The organism is Corallococcus sp. bb12-1 (genome assembly GCF_026626765.1).
GTDB classification, from domain to species: Bacteria; Myxococcota; Myxococcia; order Myxococcales; family Myxococcaceae; genus Corallococcus; species Corallococcus terminator.
Window position 1 is genome coordinate 131046 of the sequence record NZ_JAPNJZ010000002.1, and the last position, 23955, is coordinate 155000.

A 23955-nucleotide genomic window follows, 5' to 3' on the forward strand; every position below is an offset into this window, starting at 1 on the left:
CTACTCCATGGAGGAGGGCGTTTCACTCGCACGCAGTCGAGGCAGTCGCACGGTGAATACCGTCCCCTCCTCGGCCGATGACTGGGCGTCCACCGTGCCCCCGTGCGCCAACACCAGTTGCCGCACGATGTACAATCCCAGCCCGATGCTGCGCTCGGAGCGGCCCACCGTCGTGCCGCGCTGGAGCGGTTCGAAGATGCGCGGCAGCAGGTCCGGCTGGATGGGGTCGCCCCCATTGCGCACGTGCACCACGAGCGCGTCCGGCTCGCACCGGCTCTCCACCCGCACGGGCGTGGCCTCCGGGCTGTATTTCAGCGCGTTGCCCAGGATGTTGGAGAGCACCTGCGCCATCCGGTCCGCATCCCACGAACCCTGCCCATCCCCCTCCTGCTCCATCAGGATGGTGCGCTCCGGGTGCGCCGTGCGCGCCTCCTCCACCACCTGCAACGTCAGCGCGTGGAAGTCACACGGCGCCGCCTGCACCGGGATGCCGCCGCCCATGCGCGCCTGCGTGAAGTCCAACAGGTCGCGGATCATCCGCGTCGCCCGCTCCGCCGCGGACAGGATGCGCGCCGCCGCCTTCGCATGCCACGGCTGGATGTCCTCGCGCCGCAACATCAGCGACGCCCCGGTGAGGATGGCCCCTAGCGGGTTGCGCAAGTCGTGGCTCACGATGCCAATGAGCTGCTGCTCGAACTCCACCCGGGCCTGCGCCTCGTGCACCAACTGCTGCTTCTCCTCCTCCGCCCGCCGCCGCTCCGTGATGTCGCGCATGGCACCCACGATGCGCCGCACCTTGCCGCTCGCACCGCGCACGATGCAGCCCTGCGCCGCCACGTACGCGTATGACGCGTCCTTGCGCAGCACCCGGTACTCGTCCTGCCACCGGTCGTCGTCCGACTCGAACGCCCGCTGCAACCCGGCCAGCACCCGCTCGCGGTCATCCGCGTGGATGTGCCGCCGCCACCAGGCCGCGTCCGCGCCCACCTCTTCCAGCCGGAAGCCGAAGACCTCCTCCGTCGCGTCGCCAATCCAGTGCATCGCGTCCGTCTGGAGGTCCCAGTCCCAGATGGCGTCGAAGCTCGCGTGCGCCACCAGCTGGTAGCGCTCCTCCGAACGGCGCAGCGCCTCTTCCGTGCGCTTGCGCAGCCGCACGCCCTCCGCCTCGCGCAGGGCGCGCCGCACGCTGGGCCCCAGCCGCTCCAGCCGGTCCTTGAGCACGTAGTCGGTGGCGCCGCGCTTGAGCAGTTCGATGGCGCGGTCCTCGCCCAGCGCCCCGGAGACGAAGAGGAAGGGCGTGTCCGGGCACACCGCCTGCGCCGCTTCCAGCGCGCTCATCCCGTCGAAGCCCGGCACGTTGTAGTCCGACAGGATGAGGTCGTATTTCCCCTTCGCCAGCGCGGAGGAGAAGGCCGTCCGGCCCGCCACGCACTCCAGCGTCGCGGGCAGCCCGCCCTCCTCCAGTTGCGCCGCCACCAGCTGCGCGTCCAGCGGACTGTCCTCCAACAGCAGGATGGACAGCGGGCGCCCGGACGTCGGGGTCGGATTCAAGTCCAGCGCGGCATTGCCGCGTGAACTCACTTCGAGGCTCCCGGCGTGGGCGCCCCCGGGGGCGGCTGGTTCACCACGGCCCAGAACAGCCCCAGCTCGCGCAGCGCGGACACGAAGTCCGGGAAGGCCACCGGCTTCACCACGTAGGCATTCACGCCCAGGCCGTAGCTGCGCGCCAGGTCCCGCTCCTCGCGCGACGAGGTGAGCATCACCACCGGCACGGCCTTCAATTCCGGGGCGCCCTTCACCTTCTCCAGCACCTCCAGCCCGTCCACCTTCGGTAGCTTCAGGTCCAGCAGCACCACGGCCGGGTGGCCGTCCTGACGGTTCGCGTACTCGCCCTTGCGAAAGAGGTAGTCCAGCGCCTGCTGCCCATCGCGCACCACCACGACCTCATTGGCCAGGTGCACCTCCTCCAACGCCGCCAGCGTGAGCGCCACGTCGTTGGCGCTGTCTTCGACCAGGAGGATCCTCTTGAGCTCAAGCACGCTTAGGTCTCGTCTTCCTTCTTCTCCAGGGGAGAAGTCCGGGGCAGGGTGAAGGTGAAGGTCGCGCCCTGCCCCACGGCGCCCTCCGCCCAGGTCCGTCCTCCATGGCGCGACACGATTCGTCGCACGTTCGCGAGCCCGATGCCGGTGCCCTCGAACTCCTCGGCCGTGTGCAGCCGCTGGAAGACGCCAAACAACTTGTCCACATACTGCATCTCGAAGCCCACGCCGTTGTCGCGCACCCAGACCACCGCCTCCCCTTCCGCCTCGCGCGCCCCCACCTCGATGAGGGCCTCCGGCTTCGGACGCGTATACTTCAGTGCATTGGCCAGCAGGTTGTGGATCACCTGACGCAGCAATGCCGGGTCGCCTTCCACCGTCGGCAGCTCGCTCACCTTCCAATCGACCTGGCGGCCGTTGGCTTCGGGCAGCAGGTCCTTGCGAGCCTCCTCCACCAACTGCCTCAGGTCCACCCGCGCCTGCCGCATCTCCGCCCGACCCATGCGGCTGAACGCCAGCAGGTCGTCCACCAGCGTGCCGCCCTGCTTCGCCGCGCCCGCGATGGTGGACAGGTAGCCCTTCGCCACCTCGTCCAGCTTTGGCCCCGCCCTGCGGTCCAAGAGCTGCGCGAAGCCGGTGATGTGGCGCAAGGGAGCGCGCAGGTCGTGCGACACGGAATAGCTGAAGGACTCCAGCTCCTTGTTCGCCTCTTGGAGCTGGGCGGTGCGCTCGCGCACGCGCTTCTCCAGGCCGGTGTTGAGGCGGCGGATCTCCTCCTCCGCCTGCTTCAGGCTCTCCAGCGTCCTGCGCTCGTCATCGATGTCCGTGTTGGTGCCGAACCAGCGCGCGATGCGCCCTTCCGCGTCTCTCACCGGCATCGCGCGGGAAAGGAACCAGCGGAAGCTGCCGTCCGCGCGGCGCAGGCGGAACTGGTCCTCCCACGGCTGGCCCTCGCTCAGCGCCGCGTTGAAGCGCACGAGCACGCGTTCGGCGTCCTCGGGGGCGATGAGCGCGTTCCAGTGCTTCCCCTGCGCCGTCTCCAACGTCGTGCCGGTGTAGTCGAACCAGCGCTGGTTGAACCAGAAGAGGTGGCCGTCCGGCTCCGCCATCCATGACAGTTGGGGGATGGAGTCCGCGAGCGTGCGGAACTGCTGCTCCCGCTCCTTCAGCTCCGCGGCCAGCGCCTCGATGCGCTGTCGTGAGAGCACCTGTTCGGTGACCTCCCACGACACGGACACGATGCCGTCCACCTTGCCCTCCGCGTTGAGCAGCGGCTGGAAGGTAAGGTTGAAGTAGCCCTCGGGCGCGTCCTGCCCCTGGTCGCGGCCCAGGCGCATGGGCACCTCGCGCCCCTGATAGGTCTCCCCGCTGCGGTAGACGTGCTCCAGCTGTTCAATCTGTCCCTGGCCCTCCAGCTCCGGCAGCGCCTTTCGCAGCGGCAGGCCCACCAGGGGCCGGGAGCCGGTGAGCTTCAGGCGCAGGTCGTTGGCCATCTCGAAGACCAGCTCCGGGCCGCGCAGCACGGTGATGGCGGCGGGCAGCTGCTTGAGCACCGCGAACAGGTTGCGCCGCTCCGCCTGGGCCGTCTCGTACAGGCGCGCGTTCTCCAGCGCCACGCTGGCCATCTGCGCCAACTGCACGGCGACCATCTCGTCCTCCGCGTCGAAGTCGCCGTCCAGCTTGTCGGACACCTGCACCAGCCCCAGGTTGCGGCCGTCATGCCCCACCAGCGGCACCGCCAGGAAGCCGTGCAGCGGCACCGCCTGTCCTTGCGTGGGCGCCGCGTCCTTGAACGCCGGATGCGCGCGCAGCTCCTCGCGCGTCAGGCGCAGCGGGTGGTTCTCCCGGCACACCTGGGCGAAGAGTCCCCGCTCGTCTACCGCCGTCGCATGGGCGGCCGCCGAGGACAGCGCGGTGAGCGGCTGGCCCGCGTCGCGTCCCTCCACCACCTGCACGGCGGACTGGTTGGCGCCAATCAGCTTGCGCGCCTTGAGGGTGACGAGGTCCAGGATGGCCGGCACGTTGCCGGCCGCGTTGAGCGCCAGGCTCGCGCGCGACAGTCCGCGGAGCTGCTCGGTGCGGCGCAGCTCTCCCGCCAGCAGCCGGGACCGCTCCTCCTCCGCGAACCGGGCCTCGGTGATGTCCTGCACGGTGCCCACGAAGCGCAGGGCACGTCCGTCCTCGAATTGCGTCCGGCCGGTGGCGCGCACCCAGCGCAGCACGCCGTCCTTCAGCCCCACGGTGCGGTACGAGACCTCGAAGTCGCCGGTGCCCGCGGGGTCCGTGCCGCGCGCCACCGCCTCATTCACGCGCTCGCGGTCCTCCGGGTGCAGCCCTTCCAGGAACAGCGCGTAGGAGACCTCGGACTCCAGCGGCAGGCCGAAGAGGGTCTTGCAGCGCGGGTCCCAGTCCAGCTTGCCCGTCACCATGTTCATGTCGAAGGTGCCCAACTGCGTGGCCGTCAGCGCCATCCGCAGCCGCTGCTCACTGTCCAGCAGGGCCGCCTGCTGCCGGCGCAGGTCCTCTGCCAACGCCTCCGTGCGCTGGCGCGATTGCACCCACTCCGTCACGTCGGTGGCCAGCGTGATGATGCCGGACACCTTCCCGTCCGACTCCACCAGCGGGTGGTAGATGATGTTGAAGAAGACGGTGCCGGGCTTGCCGTCGCGCTCCAGCACCACCTCGAACTCCGGCCGCACGAAGGGCTGCTTCGTGCGCAGCACCCCGCGCAGCACCTCCAGGATCTCCGGCTGCGCGACCATCTCCGGGAACACCTCCACCAGCGTCCGGCCCGGCTGGATCCTCCGGCCCACCAGCCGCTCGTAGAAGGGGTTCGCCAGTTCGAAGACGAAGTCCTTTCCGCGCACGATGGAGATGCCCACCGGGGCCTGCATGAAGAACGAATGCAGCCGTTCGCGGTGCACGACCTCCAGGGCGTCGCGCTCGCGCTCGCGCAGGGCTTCTTCCCGCTGCTGCACGGCCTCACGCGCCAGGTGCAGCTCCACGAACATCGACACCTTGGCCAGGAGGATTTCAGGCCGCAGCGGCTTGCGCAGGTAGTCCACCGCGCCGTGCGAGTACGCGGCCAGCCACTCCTTCTCGTCCCCGTCGCCCGCGGTCATCAGCAGCACGGGCGTGCGCTTGTTCCGCTCGCGCTCGCGCATCAGGTTCAGCACGTCCACGCCCGTCATGTCGCCCAGGTTCATGTCCATCAGGACCGCGGCGAAGTCCTCGTCCAGCACCCGCCGGAGCGCCTCGCGACCGGACGCGGCGCGCACCAACCGCTGTCCCAGGGGCGCGAGGATGCCCTCCAGCGCCAGCAGGTGGCCGGGCGTGTCGTCGACGAGGAGGAGGCTCGCCCGGGGTCGGGACGCGGACAGGGGCGTGGCGGAGGAGGACATGGTGGAGGCTCGGGGAGCGGGGCCTCTTTCCTTTAGGCTGCCTGGAGGCGCGTGGGGGGCTCACGACCTTCGAGCAGCAGGGCCCCGTTGACGGCACGACAACACTTCGCCGTCGACCCCTGACTCCCCACCTCCGCCAATTCCAGCGCGACCCCGTCATCCCCTCCGACACCGCCTCCCCGTCTGCTCGGGGACGCACCAGGAGGGCGCCCGGTGTACGCGCGTCACCTCACGGTGACGGCAGCCGTCGCAGCGACGTCATCGGGAACGGCACCCAGAAGGGCGTCGCCACGGCGTCGCCCTCCAGGGAGAACCACGGCCCGTCCCGCCCCGCGAGCACGTGGAAGTCCTGCGCGGGCGTGAAGCCCTGGCCCATCAACGCCACGCGTTCGCCCTTCGCGTTGGTGGCCACGTCCAGCACGAGCACCGTGTGGCCGGGACTGCCCCCCAGGACGAAGAAGTCTCCAGGCCCCAACTGCGCGCGGCTGGGACGCGCGCCTTCCGCCTGGAGGGACAGGGTGCCCGCGTAGGTGAAGAGCAGGTCCAGGTAGTTGCGGAAGGCCTTGCGCGAAGCATCCGCCGCCGCGCTGTCCGGCACCCACGTCACCTTCGAACCGGAGACCCGGGCCCGGTCTCCCGCCGAGTACCGGGGCCACGACGCCACGTGTCCGCTGGTGAAGCGGTAGGCGATGCGGTCCGGGTGTCCGGAGGCCCAGCGCCACTCGGCATGCAGCCGGAGGATGGAATCCGCGCACTGCTGGAGGTTGGCGGTGCCCACGTCCAGCTCCCCCACCGCCGCGAGCCGCGCGTCGGTGGCGGCCAGCACCGTGCCCCCCGCGAAGTCGCGCACGGGCGTGCCTTCGGGGCGCAGGGGCAGGCCGCGCAGCCATGCCCCGAAGGAGCCCGCTTCCAGGGGCACCCGTGCATAGCCCTCCGGCGGCGCGAACGTCTCCTCCAGCGCTCGCACCTTCGCGGCGGCGGACAACCACGGGTAGCGGGTCCGCTCCTCCACCGTGACGACATGGGGCGCGACCGTCGCCCGTCTGGCCGCCTCGCCATTCGCCTCGCAGCTCATCAGCGGCAGCGTGGTGGTGACCAGTGCGAGCAGGGCGCCCGTCACCCGACGGCGCAGGGGGTGGATGGCATTCACGGGGCGGAGGCTCCAGGCAGCAAGCGGCCGGGACGATTCCCGGACCTTCTGGGTGGGACACCGGCCGGCCGGCCAACGGGTCCCGGATGGGCGCGGATTCAGCGGACGCCGGGGGCGTTCTTCGTCGGACGCTCGCCGTCCAGGGCAGGTGCGCCCCGGGAGCCGAGCACTACCTTTTGGAAGCCATGCACCGTCGGGCAAGCCTCGTGCTGCTCAATGCACTGTCCCTCTCGCGCCTTCCGCTCGCCGCGGTGTTCATCGCGGTGTCGGATTCGCGCATGCGGGCCTTGCTGGTGGTGCTGGCCGCCGCGACGGACTTCCTGGACGGCTGGATTGCCCGGCACCGGGGGCTGGCCACGCGCTGGGGGGCGCTCATCGACCCCGTGGCGGACCGGGCCTTCATGGTGACGGCCTTCATCGTGTGCCTGCTCGACGGGCTCATCGGTCCGGTGGAATTGACGCTGCTGCTGCTGCGCGACATCGGCACGGCCATCGGCTTCATCGTCGCGAGGCTGCGGCCGGACATGCGGGCCATCGAGCTCAAGGCGCGGATGCTGGGCAAGCTCGTCACCACGCTGCAACTGGCGGTGCTGCTGTGCGTGCTGCTGTATCCGCCGCTGGTGCGTCCGCTCGTGGCGCTCGTCTCCCTGCTGTCGCTCGCGTCGGTGGTGGACTACACGCGCGCGGTGTGGGGCCAGCGGCAGCGCCAGCAGCGGCCTCCGTCCCCCCCTCTGGGCGCGCCCATGAGCACCGTGCGCAAGTAGCGCGGGCGACGCTCAGGCGGGCACGGAGTGTTCGTCCGGAGGAAGCTCGTGGATCAGCCTTTCGCGCTCACGCTCCATCGCGGCGCGCTCGCCTTCGGACATGGCGTCCCAGACCTCATCCATCGTGTCGAGCAGCGCATCCACTTCGGGTGAATCACCGCCCGGAGCGCGAGCGCGGACGAGGGCCAACTTGTGCAACAGACTGCGGTATCGGTCGTAGACCGTCATGGTGAAAACCTCCGTCCCCGAGACGCGCACCGCCCCGCCCGACTGACGCGAAAGCACGGCGAGACCTGGGGCAGCTGAGCGGGTCCCCTAGCGCGAACGCATGCCGGCGGCGCGACGGGCCTCGGCCTTGGACAGCACGGCGATCTCCCGTGTGTGGCTCTTGCCCACGATGTTGACCACCGCGCGCACCTTCTCACCCTCCTTGAGTTGATTCACTCCGATGGCCTGGCCTTCGCGCAGGATGCGCGTGCTGGTGCCAATCTCCAGCGGCAGTCGCGTGCCGTCGTCCACGATGACGACCTCCTTCGAGGACACCGATTTCACGACGCCCGTGTAGATGGCATCCACCACGGCGATGCCCTGCTGCGCGGACGGAGAAGGAGCAGGCGTCGCCGCCGGAGCCCTCGCGCCACCATTGCCCGTGCCGCCCGTCCCCGCGTTCGCACCCGTACCCGGGTTACCAGTGCCACCCGGATTCACGTTGGAGTCCTGGCCTCGGGACTCCGGGTTCGGATCCGCGGAGGGACTGCCGTCATCCGCGTTCGGATTCGGCACCGTGCCGGGGGCGCCCTGCGCGGGGGGGCCCTGGGCGCCGACATTCGGATTCGCGCCGGTGCCGGTGTTGCCCGCGCCCCCGTAGGGATTCCCGGTCGCGCCGGTGTTCGGGTTCGAGCCCGCGGGGCTCCCGACCGGAGGGGCCTGGGGGCTGGGCGCCTGCTGCGTCCCCGAACCTCCCGTGCCCGGATTCACCGTCGGCGCTTGAGTGGAAGGAGGCGCGCTGGTGGTCGGCTGCTCGGGGTCCTGGAACGACAGCGTGTAGCCGCCCTCGGACTCGGTCAGCAGGACCTCTGGCTGCTGCGTCACCTGGCCCTCCCAAGCTTCTGGCGGCACTGCGTCCGGAGAGGCTACCGCCGGCCCCGCGCCCAGCAGCAGGCAGGCCACGCCCGCGCTTCCCATCCGCTTCCAGGTGTCTCGCCTCATGCGCGGATCTCCTCCCACCAGGGAAGGTGCGCGCTCGGGGGCTGGAAGCCACCGTCCCGCCAACCCTGGGCTCGCCCGTCCGCCTGTTCCGTCGCCATGGCTCGAAGCGGGCGGAGGACGCAAAACGCCCCCGGTCCCATTGAAGGGGCCCGGGGGCGTTGGAGCACCGAAGCGCGCGGGGTTACGGCAGCGGGAGCGGCCCGCCGCCCTGGGGCAGCGTGCGCGCCAGCTCCACGGCCTTGGCCGCCTGCACGATGCCGTGGCCGTACTTCTCGTCGAAGCCCGGCGTCACCTGGTCGTCCAGCGCTGTCTTCTCCAGCACCGCGCGGACGTGCGCGGCGGACAGGTCCGGCCTGGCGCTGAACACCAGCGCGGCCACGCCCGACACGTGCGGGGTGGCCATGGAGGTCCCCGACTCGCGCTGGTAGTCCACGCCGGTGACGTTCACGGTCACATCCTGGCCCTCCATCTTCTTGAGGCTCACGCCGGACGCCAGCGACACCGACACCGTGGGCACCCAGTGCGAGGACGCGGAGCCCAGCGTGAAGGTGCCGTCGCCATCCTCGGGCACGTTGTTGCCGATGATGACCGCGCGAGCCCCGGCCTCGATGACGTTGCGCGCCTTCTCCTCGAAGAAGATGTCGCCACGGTCCACGTACGCGACGAAGCCGTCGCAGGAGGCGGCCTCGCCGCAGGAGGTCCGGTCCGTGCCCAGGCCGCAGTTGACCAGCCGGCCCGTGTAGCTGCTCTGCGCGGTGTACGACAGCGGCGACGACGTGAAGGCCGCCGTCCCCGCACCCAACGTCGACTGCGCCGCGGCACCCAGCAGGGTGGAGCTCAGCACGTTCACCCCCGGACCCACCACGGAGAGCTGCGCACCGAACTGCGAGAACTCCGCGTACCCGCCCAGCAAGTCCACCGCGCCCACCGCCATCACCGACGGCAGGTACGCGGCCGGATAGGAGATGCTGTGCGTGCCCTCGTTGCCGCTCGCCGCGATGGACAGCAGGCCATTGCCGTTGTTCCACACCCGATCGAACGCGATCTGCTCGCTCGTGGAGGAGCTGTCCGCGCCCAGCGACAGCGAGGCGATCCTCGCCCCTTGCGACTGGCACCACTGCACGGCCTCGATGACGTCGTCGGTGCTGCCGCCGCCCTTCACGTCCAGCACGCGAGCGACGAGCAGCGACGCGCCGGGCGCCACGCCCACCACGCCGTTCGGCTCCTGCCCCGCGGCCACGCGTGCGCCTGAATCCGCGCCGAACTGGGCCAGGATGGTTCCCGCCACGTGCGTGCCGTGGCCGCCGCCCACCGTCACGATGCCCTGTGCCTCGCTCTGGTCCGTCGGGTCGTCGTCACCGTCCACGTAGTCGATGCCGCCCACGTAGGCCGCCTTCAACTCCGGGTGCTTGCTGTCCCAGCCGCTGTCGATGACGCACACCTTGACGCCCTCGCCCGTGGGGGCGTTGGCGTCGAGGATGCCATCGTTGTTGGCGTCCCACACCTGCGGCGCCTGCACCAGCTTGAGGCCCTCGGTGTACTCGCCCACGGAGCCCTGGCGGTTGAACACCCCCTGCCACGACGCCACGGGGGGAAGCGCCGGCAGGCTGGATGCGTACACGCGGCGGTTCGGCTCCACGGAGAGCACGTCTGGGTTCTGCTTCAGCTTCGCCAGGGCCTCTGGCGACAGCCGCGCGGACACCATGTTGAGGTGGGGGAAGCGGCGCTTCACCGTCCCACCCTCGCGCTCCACGACCGCCGTGAAGTCCGCCGTGGCGGACAGCGCGTTGGCGGAGACCCTGGGCTTGAAGGTGATGATCACCCCGTCCGCGGGCTCCTGCGCGCGCAGGGAGGAGGACGCGGTGCCGGGCAGCGACTGGTCGGTGGTGCCGGGACACGCCTGGGGAACGACGACATCGATGGGGTCGGGGTCCGTGCCGCACGCCACCAGACCAGACAACCCGAGCCCAAGCCAAAGCCAACGCTTCATGGAGTGCATCTCCTTCGTGCCCGGACAGCGGGAGGTACCGCGCCGTGACCCGCCGCCCCCGAAATGACGGCCGGGGAGAACGAAGCAGCCCCGCTTCCCGTTCCCAAAAACAATTTAAGCATGGACGAAGGACGACTGCTCGGGCTGCTGTCATGCGCCCGACGGGCACGCGGTGCACCGCAACGTGAGAAGGCCAACGCTCGGGAGCCATGCAGCCGCCCCTTCAACACCCACGTCCGCGAGAGCACGACGGGGCGCGTTGAGAACCGGCCCGCCACCCCGTCGGGGAGTCGGGCATCCAGGGGCAGGCCGCGCGCGACAATCGGCAACGAAGTCCACCCGGGGCGCGTCAGGCCACCGGGCCTTCAGGCCCGACCGTGCGAGGCATGCCGAGCAGGCCCCATCGAAAGGTCAGGCGTCCGCGGGATCCACGCCGAAGATGCGCTGGGCATCCACGTCATAGGCCGCCAACTGGCGCTTCGTCTGTTCCGCATCCCACCCCAGCAGCGGCGCCATCACGGAGGCGGCGCGGACCGCGGCGGAGCGGCCCTGATCCCGCGTCTCGAACGCCACCTTGAGCCGGCGGATGAGCAGGTCGGCCAGCGTCTGGACCATCTCGTGGGACACGCCCCACGCGGCCTCGGCGAGGCGGTACGGCAGGCCCTCCACGAGCGGCTCGGCCAGCTCCGGCGTCTCTCGCGCGAGCGCCCACACGGCGCGCCAGCGGCTGCCATACGCGCGCACCAGATGCTCGGCCGTGGCCGCGTCGCCCACCTCTTCACGCGCCGCCGCGAACTCCGTGGCCAGCTTCGCGATGTCGCCGCCCGGCAGGGGGCGGGCATCGGTGGTGGACTTGCGGTGGGGAAGGGAGAGGTGGCGCTCCACGGCGTTGACCACGTCGCGGGCCATGACGCGGAAGGTGGTGAGCTTGCCCCCACTGATGGCGAGCACCCCGGACGGGCTCACGTCGATGGCGTGCTCGCGGCTGGCGCTGCCCGCGTCGGTGTTGCCGTGGTAGCCGCTGGCCGCCAGCGGCCGGATGCCGGCCCAGGCACTGACCAGGTCGTCGCGGGTGAGCTGGGCGTCGGGGAAGAACGCGTTGGCGGAGGCCAGCAGGTAGGCCACGTCGGATTCGCTCGCGCGCACCTCGGCCGGGTGGGCGCGGGTGGCCGTCTCGGTGGTGCCAATGAGCGTGAAACCATCCGCGGGCAGGATGAACATCACGCGGCCATCCACGGGGGACAGCAGCGTGAGCGCGTCCTGGATGCTCAGGCGTGAGCGGGGCACGGCGATGTGCACGCCCTTGCTGCCGCGCACCGCGGGACTGGAGCGGGTCGTCCCCGCGTCGAGCTGACGGATCTCATCGCTCCACGGCCCGGTGGCGTTGACGACCGCGCGGGCGCGCACGGTGTGCTCCGCGCCCGTGAGGTGATCCACGACCACCGCGCCCGTCGCCTTGCCGTCCTCCAGCACCAGCCGCTTCACGGACGCATGGTTGAGCACCACCGCGCCCGCCTCGCTCGCGCCCAGCGCGTTGGCGAGCGTCAGGCGCGCATCGTCGGTGGCCGCGTCGTAGTAGCGCGCGCCGCCCTTGAGCCCCTCCGAACGGATGCCCGGCTCCGCCGCCAGCACCTGCTTGAGCGACAGCCGCTGATACGCCTTCACGTTCCGGAACAGCGACAGGGCGTCGTACAGCATGAGGCCCGCGTTGAGCTTCCACCGGGGCACCCGCGCCCCCGCGTACACGGGCCAAACGAAGGCCAGCGGTCGCACCAGATGGGGCGCCAGCGTCAGCAGTCGCCGCCGCTCGATGCTGGATTCGAAGACGAGCCCCAGGTGACCGTGCTCCAGGTAGCGCAGGCCCCCGTGGATCAACCGCGACGAGCGGCTGGACGTCCCGCTGGCGAAGTCCTCACGCTCCACCAGTGCGACCTTCAAGCCGCGCAGCGCCGCATCCCGGGCCGCGCCCGCGCCGGTGACCCCGCCACCAATGACGAGCAGATCAAAGGACTCGGCCCCCAACGCGCGAAGGCGCTCGGCGCGCGAAGGCGGCGGCGAGGGAATCGTCAGGGCAGGAAGCGAGCGGAGCACGGCGGATTCAGAACGCACGCCAGGAGTCTATGACGGGAAGACTGCGGCTGCAGCGGATTCCAATGCAATGCGTCAAGAGGTTCACGGGGCAAGGGGACGGGACGCCCTGGGCAGTGTCGGACAGCGAGCGGGGGGCGCGCTTGCGTGTCCGGAGGCGGACGGCTAGGGAGGCAGGCATCGTCCACCCGTCGTCCAGGACGCCGCCCTTCCGAGAACGAACCACCGTGTGGGACCCGCGAGACCGACGTGACCTGGCGTGCCTGGGACTGATGGTCCTGGTGTACGGGCTCGCGGTGGCGCCCGTGCTGCACGCGGTGGTGGGTCACGGGGGGGGACTGGGTGGGCAGGCCCACGTGCACGGAGTGGGCGGCCACGTCCACCACGAGGGAGCCCAAGCCAAGGCCCCCTGCGGCACCCCGGCGGCGCGGAAGGCGGCCGGGTCCCAGACGAAGCCGTCCGAGTGCGTCGCGGAGACCGGGCGCGGTGGAGCCCCGGATGGGGAAGAAGGCTCCGGGCACGACCCGATGCAGGGGCAGGGACACCGGCACCATGCGGGTTCGGTGGAGCACCTGCTGGCGGTAGTGGCAAGCTGGACGGTGTTCGTGCCACCCGCGTTGCGGTGGGTGTCGTGGACGGTGGAGCCCGCGCGAGGACCGGAGTGGTCACCGGTGCAGCGCCTGCGGTCCACCGCGATGCCGCAGGGTCCGTAGAAAAACCAGGACCCTCGGTACTTCCGTAAGGACATCTCGCGAGCATGGGACCCGTCTGGCCTTGGCCAGGCATGGGCCATGAGCGCGTTTCGCCTCGCATTGTCTTTCATTGTGTCCTGGGCGTGCGTCGACTCGCGCCCCGGGGACGTGTCGCCATTCCCTCGTGCCGCTTCCTCCCGTGATCATGTTGCTCATCGCCATCGCCACGCTGTCGACATGCCTGCACGCAGTGCCGCGGGAAGCCATCCAGGCGGGGACGAGCACATCCGCGGTGACCGGAGTCACGCCGACGCATCCGGGGACACGGCTGGCCGAGCCTCCAGCACCCGCCCTCGCTTCCCCCAACGGCACACAAAGCCCCCCGCCCGAAGCGCCCGCCCTCGAGACACCCAGCGGGACCCAAGGCCCCCCTCCCGAAGCGCCCACCCTCGCATCGGACTCGGCCCCGCCTCCTGACGCGCCCCTCCCGGAAGAAGGGACGAAGCAACGCTCCACGGTGGTGCGAGGCACGCGCCCCGCGCAAAGCGCGTCGGAGGTCACCATCGGCCGGGACATCCTCGACACGGCACCGCGCACGAACGCCACGGACGTCCTGCGGGTGGTGCCGGGCCTCGTGGCCTCGCAGCACAGCGGCGAGGGCAAGGCGCAGCAGCTCTTCCTCCGAGGCTTCGACGCGCTGCACGGCCAGGATGTGGAGCTGAACGTCGGCGGCCTGCCGGTGAACGAGGTGAGCCACATCCACGCGCTCGGCTACGCGGACACCAACTTCATCATCCCGGAGCTCGTGCAGTCGCTGGAGGTGACGGAGGGCTCCTACCGCGCTTTCCAGGCAGACTTCGCGGTCGCGGGCACGGTGCGGATGGACCTGGGCGCGCGAGAGCAGGGCGTGGAGTTCGCGGGAACGCTGGGCCAGTTCGGCCAGCGCCGGCTCGTCGTGACGGTCCGTCCTGGCGAGGACCCCGGCACATTCGCCGCGGCCGAACTCGGCGAGGCAGACGGCTTCGGCCCCCAGCGAAGCTACGGCCGGGCCTCTCTCCTGGCCCAGGCCAACGTGGACCTGGGCCACGGCCTGAAGACGCGAATCCTCGGAGGCAGCTACGTCACGCGCTTCGATTCGCCCGGAGTGGTGCGCGAGGACGACCTGGAGGCGGGTCGGCGCACCTTCTACTCCGGCTCTTTCGAGCGCCAGGGCGGAACGGTGTCCCGGCACCAGCTCCTGTTCAGCGTGGACCTGCCGCGTGAAGGCACGGCGCGCACGCGGCTGGAGGCCTTCGGAATCCTCTCGGACCTGAGGCTGCGCAACAACTTCACCGGATACCGGGTGGACGATCGGGGCGACGGCCTGGAGCAGACGAACGGAGGCTCCATCCTGGGCCTGCACGCCGAGCATCGCCGGCAGGTCACCCTCTTCGGCCAGCCCGTCGCGCTGGAGCTGGGCCTGGGAGGACGTCGCGACGGCATCCATCAGACGCAACGCCGTTACCGCGAGACGGACGGCACCTTCTTCGCGGACGAAGTGGACGCGGAAATCACCCAGACGGATGTCTGGGGTTACGCCGAGGCAAGGCTCCCCCTGGGCCGCTGGGCCTTCCGCCTGGGAGGCCGGGCCGACGCGCTGGGCGTGGAGGTCTTCGACGCGCTCGCCTTCCGGGACCCGCGCTTCTACGACGGCCAGGGCTACTCGCGCAGCGCCTTCGGAGTGCACTGGGGAGCGAAGGCAGGCATCGAATACGCGCTCACCGACACCTGGGCCCTGTTCGCCAGCTACGGTGACGGCTTCCGCTCCCCCCAGGCACGAAGCCTCTCCGAGGGAGAGCGCGCCCCGTTCGTGGACGTGCACGGAGCGGAGCTGGGAACCCGGCGGGAAGGCGAGCGTCTGTCCTTTCAAGCCAGCCTCTTCGGCTCGCAGGTGGAGGACGACTTCTTCTTCGACCACACAGTGGGCACCACGGTGTTCACGGGAGAGACGCTGCGCACGGGCCTCTCCGCGGCGTTGCAGGCCCGTCCCCTGCCGGGCGTCACGGCGGCGCTGAGCGCCACCCTCGCGAACGCGACGGTGACAAAGACAGACGCACGGCTGCCCTACTTCGCGCCGCTGGTTGCGCGAGCGGACATTGGCTGGGACCGACCGCTCCCGGCCCTGGGCGCCATCCTCTCCCTGGGCACCGGGCTCACCCTCATCGGTCCCCGCCCCCTGCCTTACGACGAGTTCAGCCGCACGGTGTTCCTCGCGGACGCGCAAGCCGCGCTGCGAAGGGGCGCCTTCGCCCTGCGGCTCGACGTGAAGAACCTGCTGAACACGCGCTGGCGCGACGGTGAGTTTGTCTACAGCTCTCGCTTCGACCCATCCACGCCGCCCAGCCTCGTGCCGGCCCGGCATTTCACCGCGGGGTCGCCACGCACGGCCTCGCTCACCCTGGAGGTCCACCTGTGAAATCCAATCCCCCTGCCCTGCTGCGCAGCACCCTGGCCATGGCCGCGACCCTGATGTGTCTGGGTTGTGGTGATGACACCAAGACGGAGGCGGAGCGCCGCACGTTCAACGTGTCGATGACGTCGATCGCGCCCACGGCCCCCAACGAGCACGGCTGGACGGTCACGCCGGAAGCCGTCCATCTTTCGGTGGGCACGGTGCGCTTCTTCGAGGGCCGCGTGCTGTTGTCGCAAGCCCCACGCTTCCACTGGTATTCGCTCATCGGAGGCACCGCGAACGCGCACCCCGGCCACTATGTCCCCGGAGACGCGCTGGGCGAGGTGCTGAAGGTCCAGACAGTGGACCTGCTCGCGACCGGAGGCAGCCTCCTGGGCGAAGCCAACGCCGTCACGGGTTCGTACGGTTCACTGGAGCTGACGCTCGCGACGCCCACGGACGCGCAGAACGTGCTGGGCGGCCACCAGGTGCACGTCCGGGGAACGGCGAGCCACACGGAGGGAGCCACCGTGCACTTCGACGCGACGGTGGACCTGCCCAAGGCCATCGAGGGCGTGCGCTTCGAGCGCGAGCTGAAACAGGAACCCGGCGCCGTGAGCATCGCGGTGGACCTGGGGAAGTGGCTGAGCCGCATCAACTTCGCCACCGCGTCGCTTCCGGACGCGGCGGGCGTTTCCACCTTCCCCGCTGACAGCCAAGCGCAGAACGCCCTGGTGCGCGGCGTGGAAGACACCAGCGCCTACGTCGTGACGTGGGTGGAAGGAGCAGCGCAATGAAGCAGTGGCTGATGGGAGTGTCGTGTCTGGGCCTGATGGCCTGTTCGTCGGGTCAGGGCAACGTGGCGTTCACCACGTACGGCGAGGACTTCATCGAGAAGGAGATCCCCGCCTCCGCGTTCGAGGACGGCTGGACCGTGCGCTACACCAAGTTCCTCGTGAAGCTGGGGGAGCTGAAGGTCGCCAACGAGGAGGGCGAAGTCGCCGCGGAGCAGACGCCCGCGAAGGTCTACGACGTCCACCGTCCAGGCCCCGTGAGCGTCGCGGCCTTCAACGACCTGGCCTCCGAGGAATGGGACGCGGTGAGCTACGCCATCGCCCCCTCCACGGACGCCACCGCCGGCAACGCGGACGCCGAGGACGTGACGCGGATGAACACCGAAGGCTGGTCCGTGTACGTCGAGGGCACCGCGACGAAGGGGGCGGCGTCGAAGCGCTTCCGCTGGGGCTTCCCCACCAACACCCTCTACGAGCGCTGCGAGAACGAGGACATCGGCAGCGGAGTGACGGTGCCCAAGGGCAGCACGGAGACGGTGCAGCTCACGATGCACGGAGACCACCTGTTCTTCGACGATCTCCAGTCGCCCGACGCGAAGATGCGCTTCGACGCCATCGCGGCCGCGGACAGCGCCGGGGTGGTGGGTCCGGACGGAGAAGTCACCCTGGATGAGCTGGGCCTGGTGGACCTGACGACCCTGCCCTCGAACCAGTACGGCACGGGAGGCGCGGGCAGCGTGCGCACCCTGCGCGACTTCGTGACGGCGCTCGTGCGGACCGTGGGTCACTACCGCGGCGAAGGCGAGTGCTCGCCGCGCGTCCGCTAGGAACCGTGGAAGCAAGAGAGGCCGGCGGAAGGACTCCGCCGGCCTCTCGCATCACGACGCTCAGTGCTTCGAACCGTTCCCGCCCGGCATGTCCCCCTTGTTCCCAGAGGACGGCGTCTGGGGCTGTGAGTGGGGATGATTCGGGTTCATCTGGTTGGAGCGGTTGTCCTGGCCGGCCTTGTGCTCAGGGCGCTCGGGGTTCTTGGAATGGGAGCGCTGGTCATTGGGGCTGGGGTTCTTGTTCTTGCTCATCGTTCTACGGCCTCCGTGCGTCCGGGCAGGCGTGTCCGGACGAAGAGCACGGTAGGGAGGCGGCCTCCGGAAGCGCAGGGGCCCGAGGGCGCCCCGCACTGTCGGGCACCGGTCGCTCGGGCACGCTTCCCCACCCCGGCAGGGCCTGACGCCCGTCTGCCCGGATGCGGACCCGAAGACGGATGCCTACTCCTGACTTCAGGAGGTACGGCGCGTGAAGACAGTGACCTACGAGCGCAGCGGTCGGACCAACACCGGTGCCCAGGCGCTGCGAGTGGAGGGCCTGAGACACCTGCGCGTCCTGGAACAGGGCGAGCCCGTGATGGAGCGCGACCTGACACCCGAGGAGATCCATCGGCTGACGCCGCTGCTGGAGACCCTCCAGCAGGAGCCCGAGCCCGCGACGCTGGCGCCCCAGGCCGGAGGCCCGGACGGACTGGCGGTGACGCTGGCCTTCGAGGACGAAGAGATGCCCCGCGTGCGGCTCGCTACCGAGCGGCTGCCCGCGAAGGGCGCCGGAGGCGGCTATGATCGCCTGCTCGCGGAGCTGGACGCATTGCTGACCACGGAGCTGCACGCCCGGGCGCCGCGCCATGCCCATGCCGTCCTGCCTCACCAACTCCGTCACGATGAGTGACGGACGCCCACACGGCCCCGCAAGGCCGCGCGGGGCAAGGGCGGGATAAGTCCAGGGCAGCAGTGAAACAAGTGGGACAGCAGGGGTGCGACCAGGGGCGGTTGCCGGGACGGCCCGCTTCTGACAGACAAGCATCATGAAGCGCGTGCAGTTCTCCGTGCACCGCACGGTCGGAGAGGCGCGGATGCTGGCGGGCGCCCTGGAGTCGGCCGGTCTCTCGGTCGACATCCGAGGCGAGTCCCTGGCACCGCTAAGCGGAGAGATTCCCAGCACCGAGGCCTGGGTGGAGCTGTGGCTATGGCCGCAGGAACTGGAAGCCGGCCGGCAGGTCCTCTCCGAGTTGCATGCCAACGAGGAAGCAGCGAACCGGTCCGTGACCTGCCCCCGGTGCGGTGAGGAGATCCCGGCCAATTTCGAACTCTGCTGGAGCTGTGGGCTGGAGCTTCCCTCGGGCCTGCGCCCCCACCTGCGAGCCGTTTAGGAAACCGCCATGAGCGATCCGTCGAACGGGCCAGCGGAGCGTCGCGACCGGCGCTGGAGCCAGGGGATGCGAGGCGTCCTGTGGGTCTCCGCGGGAGCGCTCGCCATCCACCTCATTCCGCTGTTCCTGCCCCGGAACATGCCCGAGCAGGAACTGGCCATCGCTCGCGCGACGGAGAACATCGACACCCGGCTGACCTATCTGGTGCCGCTGAAGTCCAACGACAAAGCCACGGCCCAGGACCTGCGCACGGCGGCGGAACTCCTGCAGGAAGGAGCGCCAGCACAGGCCCACGACCTGGCCCTGGAAGCCGAGCGGAGGGATCCGACGGCGGTGGAAACCCAGCTCCTGCTCGCGCGCATCTGCGACGTGGAGCGGATGGGCCGCTGCGTGGAGCAGTCCCTGAACAAGGCCATCGAGTTCGCGCCAGCGGATCCCCGAGCAGACCTGCTCTGGGCGGACCTGAGCGAGAAGAAAGGCGACCTCGCGAGCGCCACGGAGGCCCTGGCCCGCGCCCACCAACGAGTCCCAGGCGATGCCCTCATCGGGGTGCGCTACGGCCGGCTGCTCAGTCGCATGGGGCAGCCCGACAATGCGCTCAAGATCTTCGCCACCCTGGAAGGCAGGATGCCCCCTGCCCGACTCCTGGTGGAACAGGGCCTGGTGCTCAGCAAGGGCGGGCGGAGCCGGGAGGCGGTGAAGCTGTTGCAGCAGGCGGTCCAGGCGGACCCGAAGCTCGCGGAAGGCCACTTCCAGCTCGGGCTCGCCTGGGCTCAGCTCGGGAACGATGACGCCGCCGAGGAAGCCTTGCTGCGGGCGGACCGGCTGAACGTCGCGGACACGCGGCCGCTGGCCACACTGTGCACCCTCCAGGTGAAGGCCGGGCGGTTCGAGGGAGCCCGCCAGACACGCACGGACCTGGAGCGGCGCTTCCCCCAACGGATGGACGCCATCCGGGAGCAGTGCCGGCTGCCCTGAAACTCAGCGAGGCTCCTCCCCCCGAATCTGGCGCAGCATTCGCGCGGAGGCGATGACCGGGGCATCCACGGACCCGTCGGCCCGTTCAGTCCGGACCACGGCCTGGAGGAAGGGGATTGCCTCTTCATCGCGGCCCTGCTGGAAGAGCAGCTCGCCCAGGGCGAAGCGAGCCTGGGTCAGGAGGACAAGGTCCTCCGTCGCCACGGCTGCATCAATGGCGTCACTCAGCGCGGACTCCGCCAGTTCGGGCTGCCCACGTCCGAGCAACTCGCGGGCACGTTGAAGGTATTCGAGGGTATTCATGGGGCAGCGTTCCCCCGCGGAGAAGACGGCAATGGAAGACAAGCGCCTGATCGAGCTGGAAATCCGCTACACGCAGCAGCAGGAACTGCTGCAGGAGCTGAGCGACGTCCTCTACCAGCAGGGGCGTATCATCGACGCGCTCCGAGCCGAGGTGGACGGCCTCAAGCGCAAGCTCGAGGCCGAGCCGGGCCTGGTGGACGCCCGCCAGCAGGACCGCCCGCCGCACTACTGAGGCGTTGCCTCAGAACTTGTAGCCGAGCCGCAGGCCGATGATGGGATTCGGCTCGAGGTAGCCCACTTCGACGCCGATGCTCGCGGCCTTCCCCTGGAGACCAAAGCCGAACGCCGCGTGGGCCTTGAAGGTGTCCCCCTTGAAGAAGATCCACGGCCCCGCCAGGCCCTCGACGTAGACCGTCCGACCCACGTTCGCGCGGATGGAGATGTCCAGCGGAACGCCAATGATGTTGCCGTCCGTCACCAGCACCGCGCCAAAGCGAGCACCGACGAAGATGGGGCCCGCGACATGCCCTTCGACGCCCAGCGTGAAGTTGAAGGCCGCGCTGGCATCCACCCAGTAGTCCGCCCCCACGCCGAGCCGAACCCCAGCAGCAGCCTCGGAGCGGGCGGGCACGAGAAGGAATCCCAGCGCGAGCAGACCGGCGGCGTAGATTCGAAGCAGATGCATGCGAGAGGCTCCTGTCCAGCAAGAGGGGGAAGAAGCGCCACTCAAGCAAAGCAGCCAGGGGCAAGCCAGTCTCAAAGCCAGACCCGGGATGTTCGCATCACGCCGGATCAATCCACGCGCACGAGCATGGCGAAGCCAGGCCCAAGCCCGCAAAGACAAAAGCCCCTGGCGCCTTGCGGCACCAGGGGCTCTTCAAAAAGAATCCGGCAGCGACCTACTCTCCCACGCGGTTTCCCGCGGAGTACCATCGGCTCTGGAGGGCTTAACTTCCGTGTTCGGGATGGGAACGGGTGTGACCCCTCCGACATTGCCACCGGAAAAGCGAATGACGGTGCATACGAAGGGTAAGTTGCAAGCTTCTGCTTGAGTGAAGCCTCCTCATTGAAGAAGAGTGAAATAGCTATTGTCTTCCGGGCAGACGCCTTGCTTCGCGTCCTGGCCTCGGCCTTAGCCCCGAATCCCTTACTCCCCGGTTGGGGGCATGCAAGAGAAGGGGGAAAGTAAGCCGCTCGACTTATTAGTACTGGTTAGCTTAACGCGTTACCGCGCTTACACACCCAGCCTATCAACGTGGTAGTCTTCCACGAGTCTTCAGGGGCTTGCGCCCGGGATACCTGGTCTTGAGGTCGGTTTCCCGCTTAGATGCTTTCAGCGGTTATCCAATCGGCACATGGCTACCCAGCGATGCCTCTGGCGAGACAACTGGTACACCAGCGGTGCCTCCAACCCGGTCCTCTCGTACTAAGGTCAGAGCCTCTCAAGTATCCTACGCCCACAGCAGATAGGGACCAAACTGTCTCACGACGTTTTGAACCCAGCTCGCGTACCGCTTTAATTGGCGAACAGCCAAACCCTTGGGACCTGCTCCAGCCCCAGGATGCGATGAGCCGACATCGAGGTGCCAAACCTCCCCGTCGATGTGAACTCTTGGGGGAGATAAGCCTGTTATCCCCGGAGTACCTTTTATCCGTTGAGCGATGGCCCTTCCATTCAGGACCACCGGATCACTATGACCTGCTTTCGCACCTGCTCGACCTGTCGGTCTCGCAGTCAAGCTCCCTTATGCCATTGCACTCGACGCCCGGTTTCCAATCGGGCTGAGGGAACCATCGCGCGCCTCCGTTACTTTTTGGGAGGCGACCGCCCCAGTCAAACTACCCACCAGACAGTGTCCCAGTCCCGGCTGACGAGACATGGTTAGACACCAGAAATCAACAGGGTGGTATTTCACCGTTGCCTCCACCGAACCTAGCGGCCCGGCTTCAAAGGCTCCCACCTATCCTACACAGTCAATCCCTAGTGTCACTGTCAAGTTGTAGTAAAGGTTCACGGGGTCTTTCCGTCTTGCTGCGGGTAAACTGCATCGGCACAGCTATTTCAATTTCGCTGAGTCCCTCTCCGAGACAGTGCGGAAGTCGTTACTCCATTCGTGCAGGTCGGAACTTACCCGACAAGGAATTTCGCTACCTTAGGACCGTTATAGTTACGGCCGCCGTTTACTGGGGCTTCGGATCATCGCTTCGCCTTGCGGCTGACGAATCCCCTTAACCTTCCAGCACCGGGCAGGAGTCAGACCCTATACGTCGGCTTGTCGCCTTCGCAGAGTCCTGTGTTTTTGGTAAACAGTCGCTACCGCCATTTCTCTGCAACCTCTCTCGGCTTCGGCTGTACGCCTACACCTACCAGAGGCCCACCTTCTTCCGAAGTTACGGTGGAAATTTGCCTAGTTCCTTGGAGGAGAGTTCTCTCAAGCGCCTTAGGATTTTCTCCTCACCCACCTGTGTCGGTTTGCGGTACGGACACCCTGCAGACTCCCTGCGGGACTTTTCTTGGAAGCAGAGCATCAGCGACTTACCCCTTGCGGGGCGCCATGGGATCTCGGGGATAGCTGCCGCGCCTTTATTCGTACGCGACACCCCTACGTCTTTAGACTGACACAACCACCCGTCAGCTCGCCTAGCTTTCTCCGTCCTCCCTCAGTTCAACGTCTGCAAGATGGCGCAGGAATATTAACCTGCTTGCCATCACCTACGCCTTTCGGCCTCGGCTTAGGACCCGGCTAACCCTGGGAAGATTAACTTGACCCAGGAAACCTTGGGTTTACGGCGAGGGGGTTTCTCACCCCCTTTATCGCTACTCATTTCGGCATCAGCACTCCCAGTCGCTCCAGCAGCCCTTTCGGTCTACCTTCGCTGCAACTGGGACGCTCCCCTACCGCCACGCACGCTTGACGTGCATGACCCGAAGCTTCGGCACTAGTCTTGAGCCCCGTTACATTTTCGGCGCGGCCTGTCTTGACCAGTGAGCTATTACGCTTTCTTTAAAGGATGGCTGCTTCTAAGCCAACCTCCTGGTTGTCAATGACCTGCCACATCCTTTCTAGTGTTCACTTAGACTAGATTTGGGGGCCTTAGCTGTCGGTCTGGGTTATTCCCCTCTTGCCAATGGACGTTATCACCCACTGACTGCGTCCCGGGATAACAATTGCCGGCATTCGGAGTTTGGTACGGTTTGGTAATCTGGTGAGACCCCTAGCCGTTCCAGTGCTCTACCTCCGGCATTGAATTGCCCGAGCCGATACCTAAATATCTTTCGGGGAGAACCAGCTATCACGGAGTTTGATTGGCCTTTCACCCCTACACACAGCTCATCCCAGAAATTTTCAACTTTCATGAGTTCGGTCCTCCATGCGGTGTTACCCGCACTTCAACCTGGCCATGTGTAGATCACCCCGCTTCGGGTTATAATACACGCAACTAAACGCCCTGTTCGGACTCGCTTTCGCTCCGGCTCCACCTATCGGCTTAGCCTCGCTACGTATATTAAGTCGCCGAATCATGATGCAAAAGGTACGCTCTCGCACTGGCTTGCGCCGTAGTGCTCGAACTGCTTGTAGACATGCGGTTTCAGGTTCTTTTGACTCCCCTCACCGGGGTTCTTTTCACCTTTCCCTCGCGGTACTTGTTCACTATCGGTCGCCAAGGAGTATTTAGGCTTACCGGATGGTCCCGGCAGATTCAGACAGGATTGCACGTGTCCCGTCTTACTTGGGTAACCCGCTCAGCTCCAACTGGCTTTCGTGTACGCGACTATCACGCTCTTTGGTGCGTCTTTCCAGGACGCTTCCACTAGCCTGTCAAAGTCCTACCGCGGACCCGCTACCCCACCGCCATTTGCATGACGTTGGTTTGGCCTCTTCCCATTTCGCTCGCCACTACTTTGGGAATCACTCGT

Annotated in this window: 20 protein-coding genes and 2 rRNA genes (1 of these 22 cut by a window edge); 9 read left to right on the forward strand and 13 right to left on the reverse strand. The window is 68.2% G+C overall.

Annotated features, from left to right (window positions below; translation table 11 throughout):
* The 4 genes from OV208_RS06330 to OV208_RS06355 all read right to left on the reverse strand — a co-directional run bounded on the left by OV208_RS06330 (position 1) and on the right by OV208_RS06355 (position 6515).
* Positions 1-1581 (reverse strand): ATP-binding protein, encoded by a 1581-nt coding sequence (locus tag OV208_RS06330; RefSeq protein WP_267572931.1) that lies wholly within the window; start codon positions 1579-1581, stop codon positions 1-3.
* A complete protein-coding gene (locus tag OV208_RS06335; RefSeq protein ID WP_120534193.1) occupies positions 1578-2039 on the reverse strand; it encodes a response regulator in 462 nt (153 codons plus the stop codon). The genes OV208_RS06330 and OV208_RS06335 overlap by 4 nt, the downstream gene beginning before the upstream one ends.
* Positions 2040-2041: 2 nt before the next feature.
* On the reverse strand, positions 2042-5440 hold the full coding sequence (locus tag OV208_RS41210) for a PAS domain-containing protein (protein ID WP_324291353.1): 3399 nt from the start codon (positions 5438-5440) through the stop codon (positions 2042-2044).
* 229 nt (positions 5441-5669) lie between these two features.
* Positions 5670-6515, reverse strand: coding sequence for a DUF4846 domain-containing protein (locus OV208_RS06355; protein WP_267573174.1), 846 nt, complete (start codon positions 6513-6515; stop codon positions 5670-5672).
* A gap of 260 nt (positions 6516-6775) precedes the next feature.
* Here OV208_RS06355 and OV208_RS06360 point away from each other — a divergent pair, with 260 nt between their 5' ends.
* Positions 6776-7354 carry a CDP-alcohol phosphatidyltransferase family protein gene (locus OV208_RS06360; RefSeq protein WP_267572932.1) on the forward strand — a complete coding sequence of 193 codons (579 nt, stop codon included), beginning with the start codon at positions 6776-6778 and terminating at the stop codon, positions 7352-7354.
* Between the two features lie 12 nt (positions 7355-7366).
* Here OV208_RS06360 and OV208_RS06365 read toward each other — a convergent pair whose 3' ends face one another.
* The 4 genes from OV208_RS06365 to glpD all read right to left on the reverse strand — a co-directional run bounded on the left by OV208_RS06365 (position 7367) and on the right by glpD (position 12662).
* Entirely contained in the window at positions 7367-7582 is a 216-nt protein-coding gene (locus OV208_RS06365; RefSeq protein WP_244238656.1) for a hypothetical protein, read from the reverse strand.
* Between the two features lie 87 nt (positions 7583-7669).
* A complete protein-coding gene (locus OV208_RS06370; RefSeq protein WP_267572933.1) occupies positions 7670-8563 on the reverse strand; it encodes a hypothetical protein in 894 nt (297 codons plus the stop codon).
* A gap of 181 nt (positions 8564-8744) precedes the next feature.
* The gene (locus OV208_RS06375) at positions 8745-10553 is read right to left on the reverse strand and encodes a S8 family serine peptidase (protein WP_267572934.1); all 1809 of its coding nucleotides are present in this window, start codon (positions 10551-10553) and stop codon (positions 8745-8747) included.
* 411 nt (positions 10554-10964) lie between these two features.
* Positions 10965-12662 (reverse strand): glycerol-3-phosphate dehydrogenase, encoded by a 1698-nt coding sequence (gene glpD / locus OV208_RS06380; protein WP_267572935.1) that lies wholly within the window; start codon positions 12660-12662, stop codon positions 10965-10967.
* Positions 12663-12913: 251 nt separating this feature from the next.
* Between glpD and OV208_RS06385 the strand changes: the two genes are divergently transcribed.
* The 4 genes from OV208_RS06385 to OV208_RS06400 all read left to right on the forward strand — a co-directional run bounded on the left by OV208_RS06385 (position 12914) and on the right by OV208_RS06400 (position 17385).
* Positions 12914-13354 (forward strand): hypothetical protein, encoded by a 441-nt coding sequence (locus OV208_RS06385; RefSeq protein WP_267572936.1) that lies wholly within the window; start codon positions 12914-12916, stop codon positions 13352-13354.
* Positions 13355-13850: 496 nt separating this feature from the next.
* On the forward strand, positions 13851-15788 hold the full coding sequence (locus OV208_RS06390; protein ID WP_267572937.1) for a TonB-dependent receptor: 1938 nt from the start codon (positions 13851-13853) through the stop codon (positions 15786-15788).
* 38 nt (positions 15789-15826) lie between these two features.
* Entirely contained in the window at positions 15827-16561 is a 735-nt protein-coding gene (locus tag OV208_RS06395; protein ID WP_267573175.1) for a hypothetical protein, read from the forward strand.
* Positions 16558-17385 carry a hypothetical protein gene (locus OV208_RS06400; RefSeq protein WP_267572938.1) on the forward strand — a complete coding sequence of 276 codons (828 nt, stop codon included), beginning with the start codon at positions 16558-16560 and terminating at the stop codon, positions 17383-17385. Before OV208_RS06395 ends, OV208_RS06400 begins: the two co-directional genes overlap by 4 nt.
* A 60-nt stretch (positions 17386-17445) precedes the next feature.
* On the opposite strand, the gene OV208_RS06405 is transcribed toward OV208_RS06400, so the two are convergent.
* Complete coding sequence (locus tag OV208_RS06405) at positions 17446-17637, reverse strand: hypothetical protein (RefSeq protein WP_267572939.1); 192 nt, start codon at positions 17635-17637, stop codon at positions 17446-17448.
* 214 nt (positions 17638-17851) lie between these two features.
* On the opposite strand from OV208_RS06405, the gene OV208_RS06410 reads away from it, so the two are divergent.
* The 3 genes from OV208_RS06410 to OV208_RS06420 all read left to right on the forward strand — a co-directional run bounded on the left by OV208_RS06410 (position 17852) and on the right by OV208_RS06420 (position 19733).
* Positions 17852-18274: a hypothetical protein gene (locus OV208_RS06410; protein ID WP_267572940.1), complete on the forward strand. Its 423-nt coding sequence runs from the start codon at positions 17852-17854 to the stop codon at positions 18272-18274.
* 136 nt (positions 18275-18410) lie between these two features.
* Entirely contained in the window at positions 18411-18755 is a 345-nt protein-coding gene (locus tag OV208_RS06415; RefSeq protein ID WP_267572941.1) for a zinc ribbon domain-containing protein, read from the forward strand.
* A gap of 9 nt (positions 18756-18764) precedes the next feature.
* On the forward strand, positions 18765-19733 hold the full coding sequence (locus tag OV208_RS06420; protein ID WP_267572942.1) for a tetratricopeptide repeat protein: 969 nt from the start codon (positions 18765-18767) through the stop codon (positions 19731-19733).
* 3 nt (positions 19734-19736) lie between these two features.
* On the opposite strand, the gene OV208_RS06425 is transcribed toward OV208_RS06420, so the two are convergent.
* Complete coding sequence (locus OV208_RS06425; RefSeq protein WP_267572943.1) at positions 19737-20036, reverse strand: tetratricopeptide repeat protein; 300 nt, start codon at positions 20034-20036, stop codon at positions 19737-19739.
* Between the two features lie 31 nt (positions 20037-20067).
* On the opposite strand from OV208_RS06425, the gene OV208_RS06430 reads away from it, so the two are divergent.
* Positions 20068-20268, forward strand: coding sequence for a SlyX family protein (locus OV208_RS06430; protein ID WP_267572944.1), 201 nt, complete (start codon positions 20068-20070; stop codon positions 20266-20268).
* Between the two features lie 9 nt (positions 20269-20277).
* Here the strand turns inward: OV208_RS06430 and OV208_RS06435 are convergent, their stop codons facing one another.
* The 3 genes from OV208_RS06435 to OV208_RS06445 all read right to left on the reverse strand — a co-directional run.
* Complete coding sequence (locus OV208_RS06435; RefSeq protein WP_267572945.1) at positions 20278-20721, reverse strand: hypothetical protein; 444 nt, start codon at positions 20719-20721, stop codon at positions 20278-20280.
* Between the two features lie 201 nt (positions 20722-20922).
* A 5S ribosomal RNA gene (gene rrf / locus OV208_RS06440) occupies positions 20923-21039 on the reverse strand.
* A gap of 178 nt (positions 21040-21217) precedes the next feature.
* A 23S ribosomal RNA gene (locus OV208_RS06445) occupies positions 21218-23955 on the reverse strand (it continues 229 nt past the right edge of the window).

Bases quoted from the DNA above. Each gene is read 5' to 3' on its own strand.
- OV208_RS41210 (WP_324291353.1), bottom strand. From the start codon at position 5,440: ATGTCCTCCTCCGCCACGCCCCTGTCCGCGTCCCGACCCCGGGCGAGC.
- OV208_RS06355 (WP_267573174.1), bottom strand. From the start codon at position 6,515: ATGAGCTGCGAGGCGAATGGCGAGGCGGCCAGACGGGCGACGGTCGCG.
- OV208_RS06360 (WP_267572932.1), top strand. From the start codon at position 6,776: ATGCACCGTCGGGCAAGCCTCGTGCTGCTCAATGCACTGTCCCTCTCG.
- OV208_RS06365 (WP_244238656.1), bottom strand. From the start codon at position 7,582: ATGACGGTCTACGACCGATACCGCAGTCTGTTGCACAAGTTGGCCCTC.
- OV208_RS06370 (WP_267572933.1), bottom strand. From the start codon at position 8,563: ATGAGGCGAGACACCTGGAAGCGGATGGGAAGCGCGGGCGTGGCCTGC.
- OV208_RS06375 (WP_267572934.1), bottom strand. From the start codon at position 10,553: ATGAAGCGTTGGCTTTGGCTTGGGCTCGGGTTGTCTGGTCTGGTGGCG.
- OV208_RS06385 (WP_267572936.1), top strand. From the start codon at position 12,914: ATGGTCCTGGTGTACGGGCTCGCGGTGGCGCCCGTGCTGCACGCGGTG.
- OV208_RS06395 (WP_267573175.1), top strand. From the start codon at position 15,827: ATGGCCGCGACCCTGATGTGTCTGGGTTGTGGTGATGACACCAAGACG.
- OV208_RS06400 (WP_267572938.1), top strand. From the start codon at position 16,558: ATGAAGCAGTGGCTGATGGGAGTGTCGTGTCTGGGCCTGATGGCCTGT.
- OV208_RS06405 (WP_267572939.1), bottom strand. From the start codon at position 17,637: ATGAGCAAGAACAAGAACCCCAGCCCCAATGACCAGCGCTCCCATTCC.
- OV208_RS06415 (WP_267572941.1), top strand. From the start codon at position 18,411: ATGAAGCGCGTGCAGTTCTCCGTGCACCGCACGGTCGGAGAGGCGCGG.
- OV208_RS06420 (WP_267572942.1), top strand. From the start codon at position 18,765: ATGAGCGATCCGTCGAACGGGCCAGCGGAGCGTCGCGACCGGCGCTGG.
- OV208_RS06425 (WP_267572943.1), bottom strand. From the start codon at position 20,036: ATGAATACCCTCGAATACCTTCAACGTGCCCGCGAGTTGCTCGGACGT.
- OV208_RS06430 (WP_267572944.1), top strand. From the start codon at position 20,068: ATGGAAGACAAGCGCCTGATCGAGCTGGAAATCCGCTACACGCAGCAG.
- OV208_RS06435 (WP_267572945.1), bottom strand. From the start codon at position 20,721: ATGCATCTGCTTCGAATCTACGCCGCCGGTCTGCTCGCGCTGGGATTC.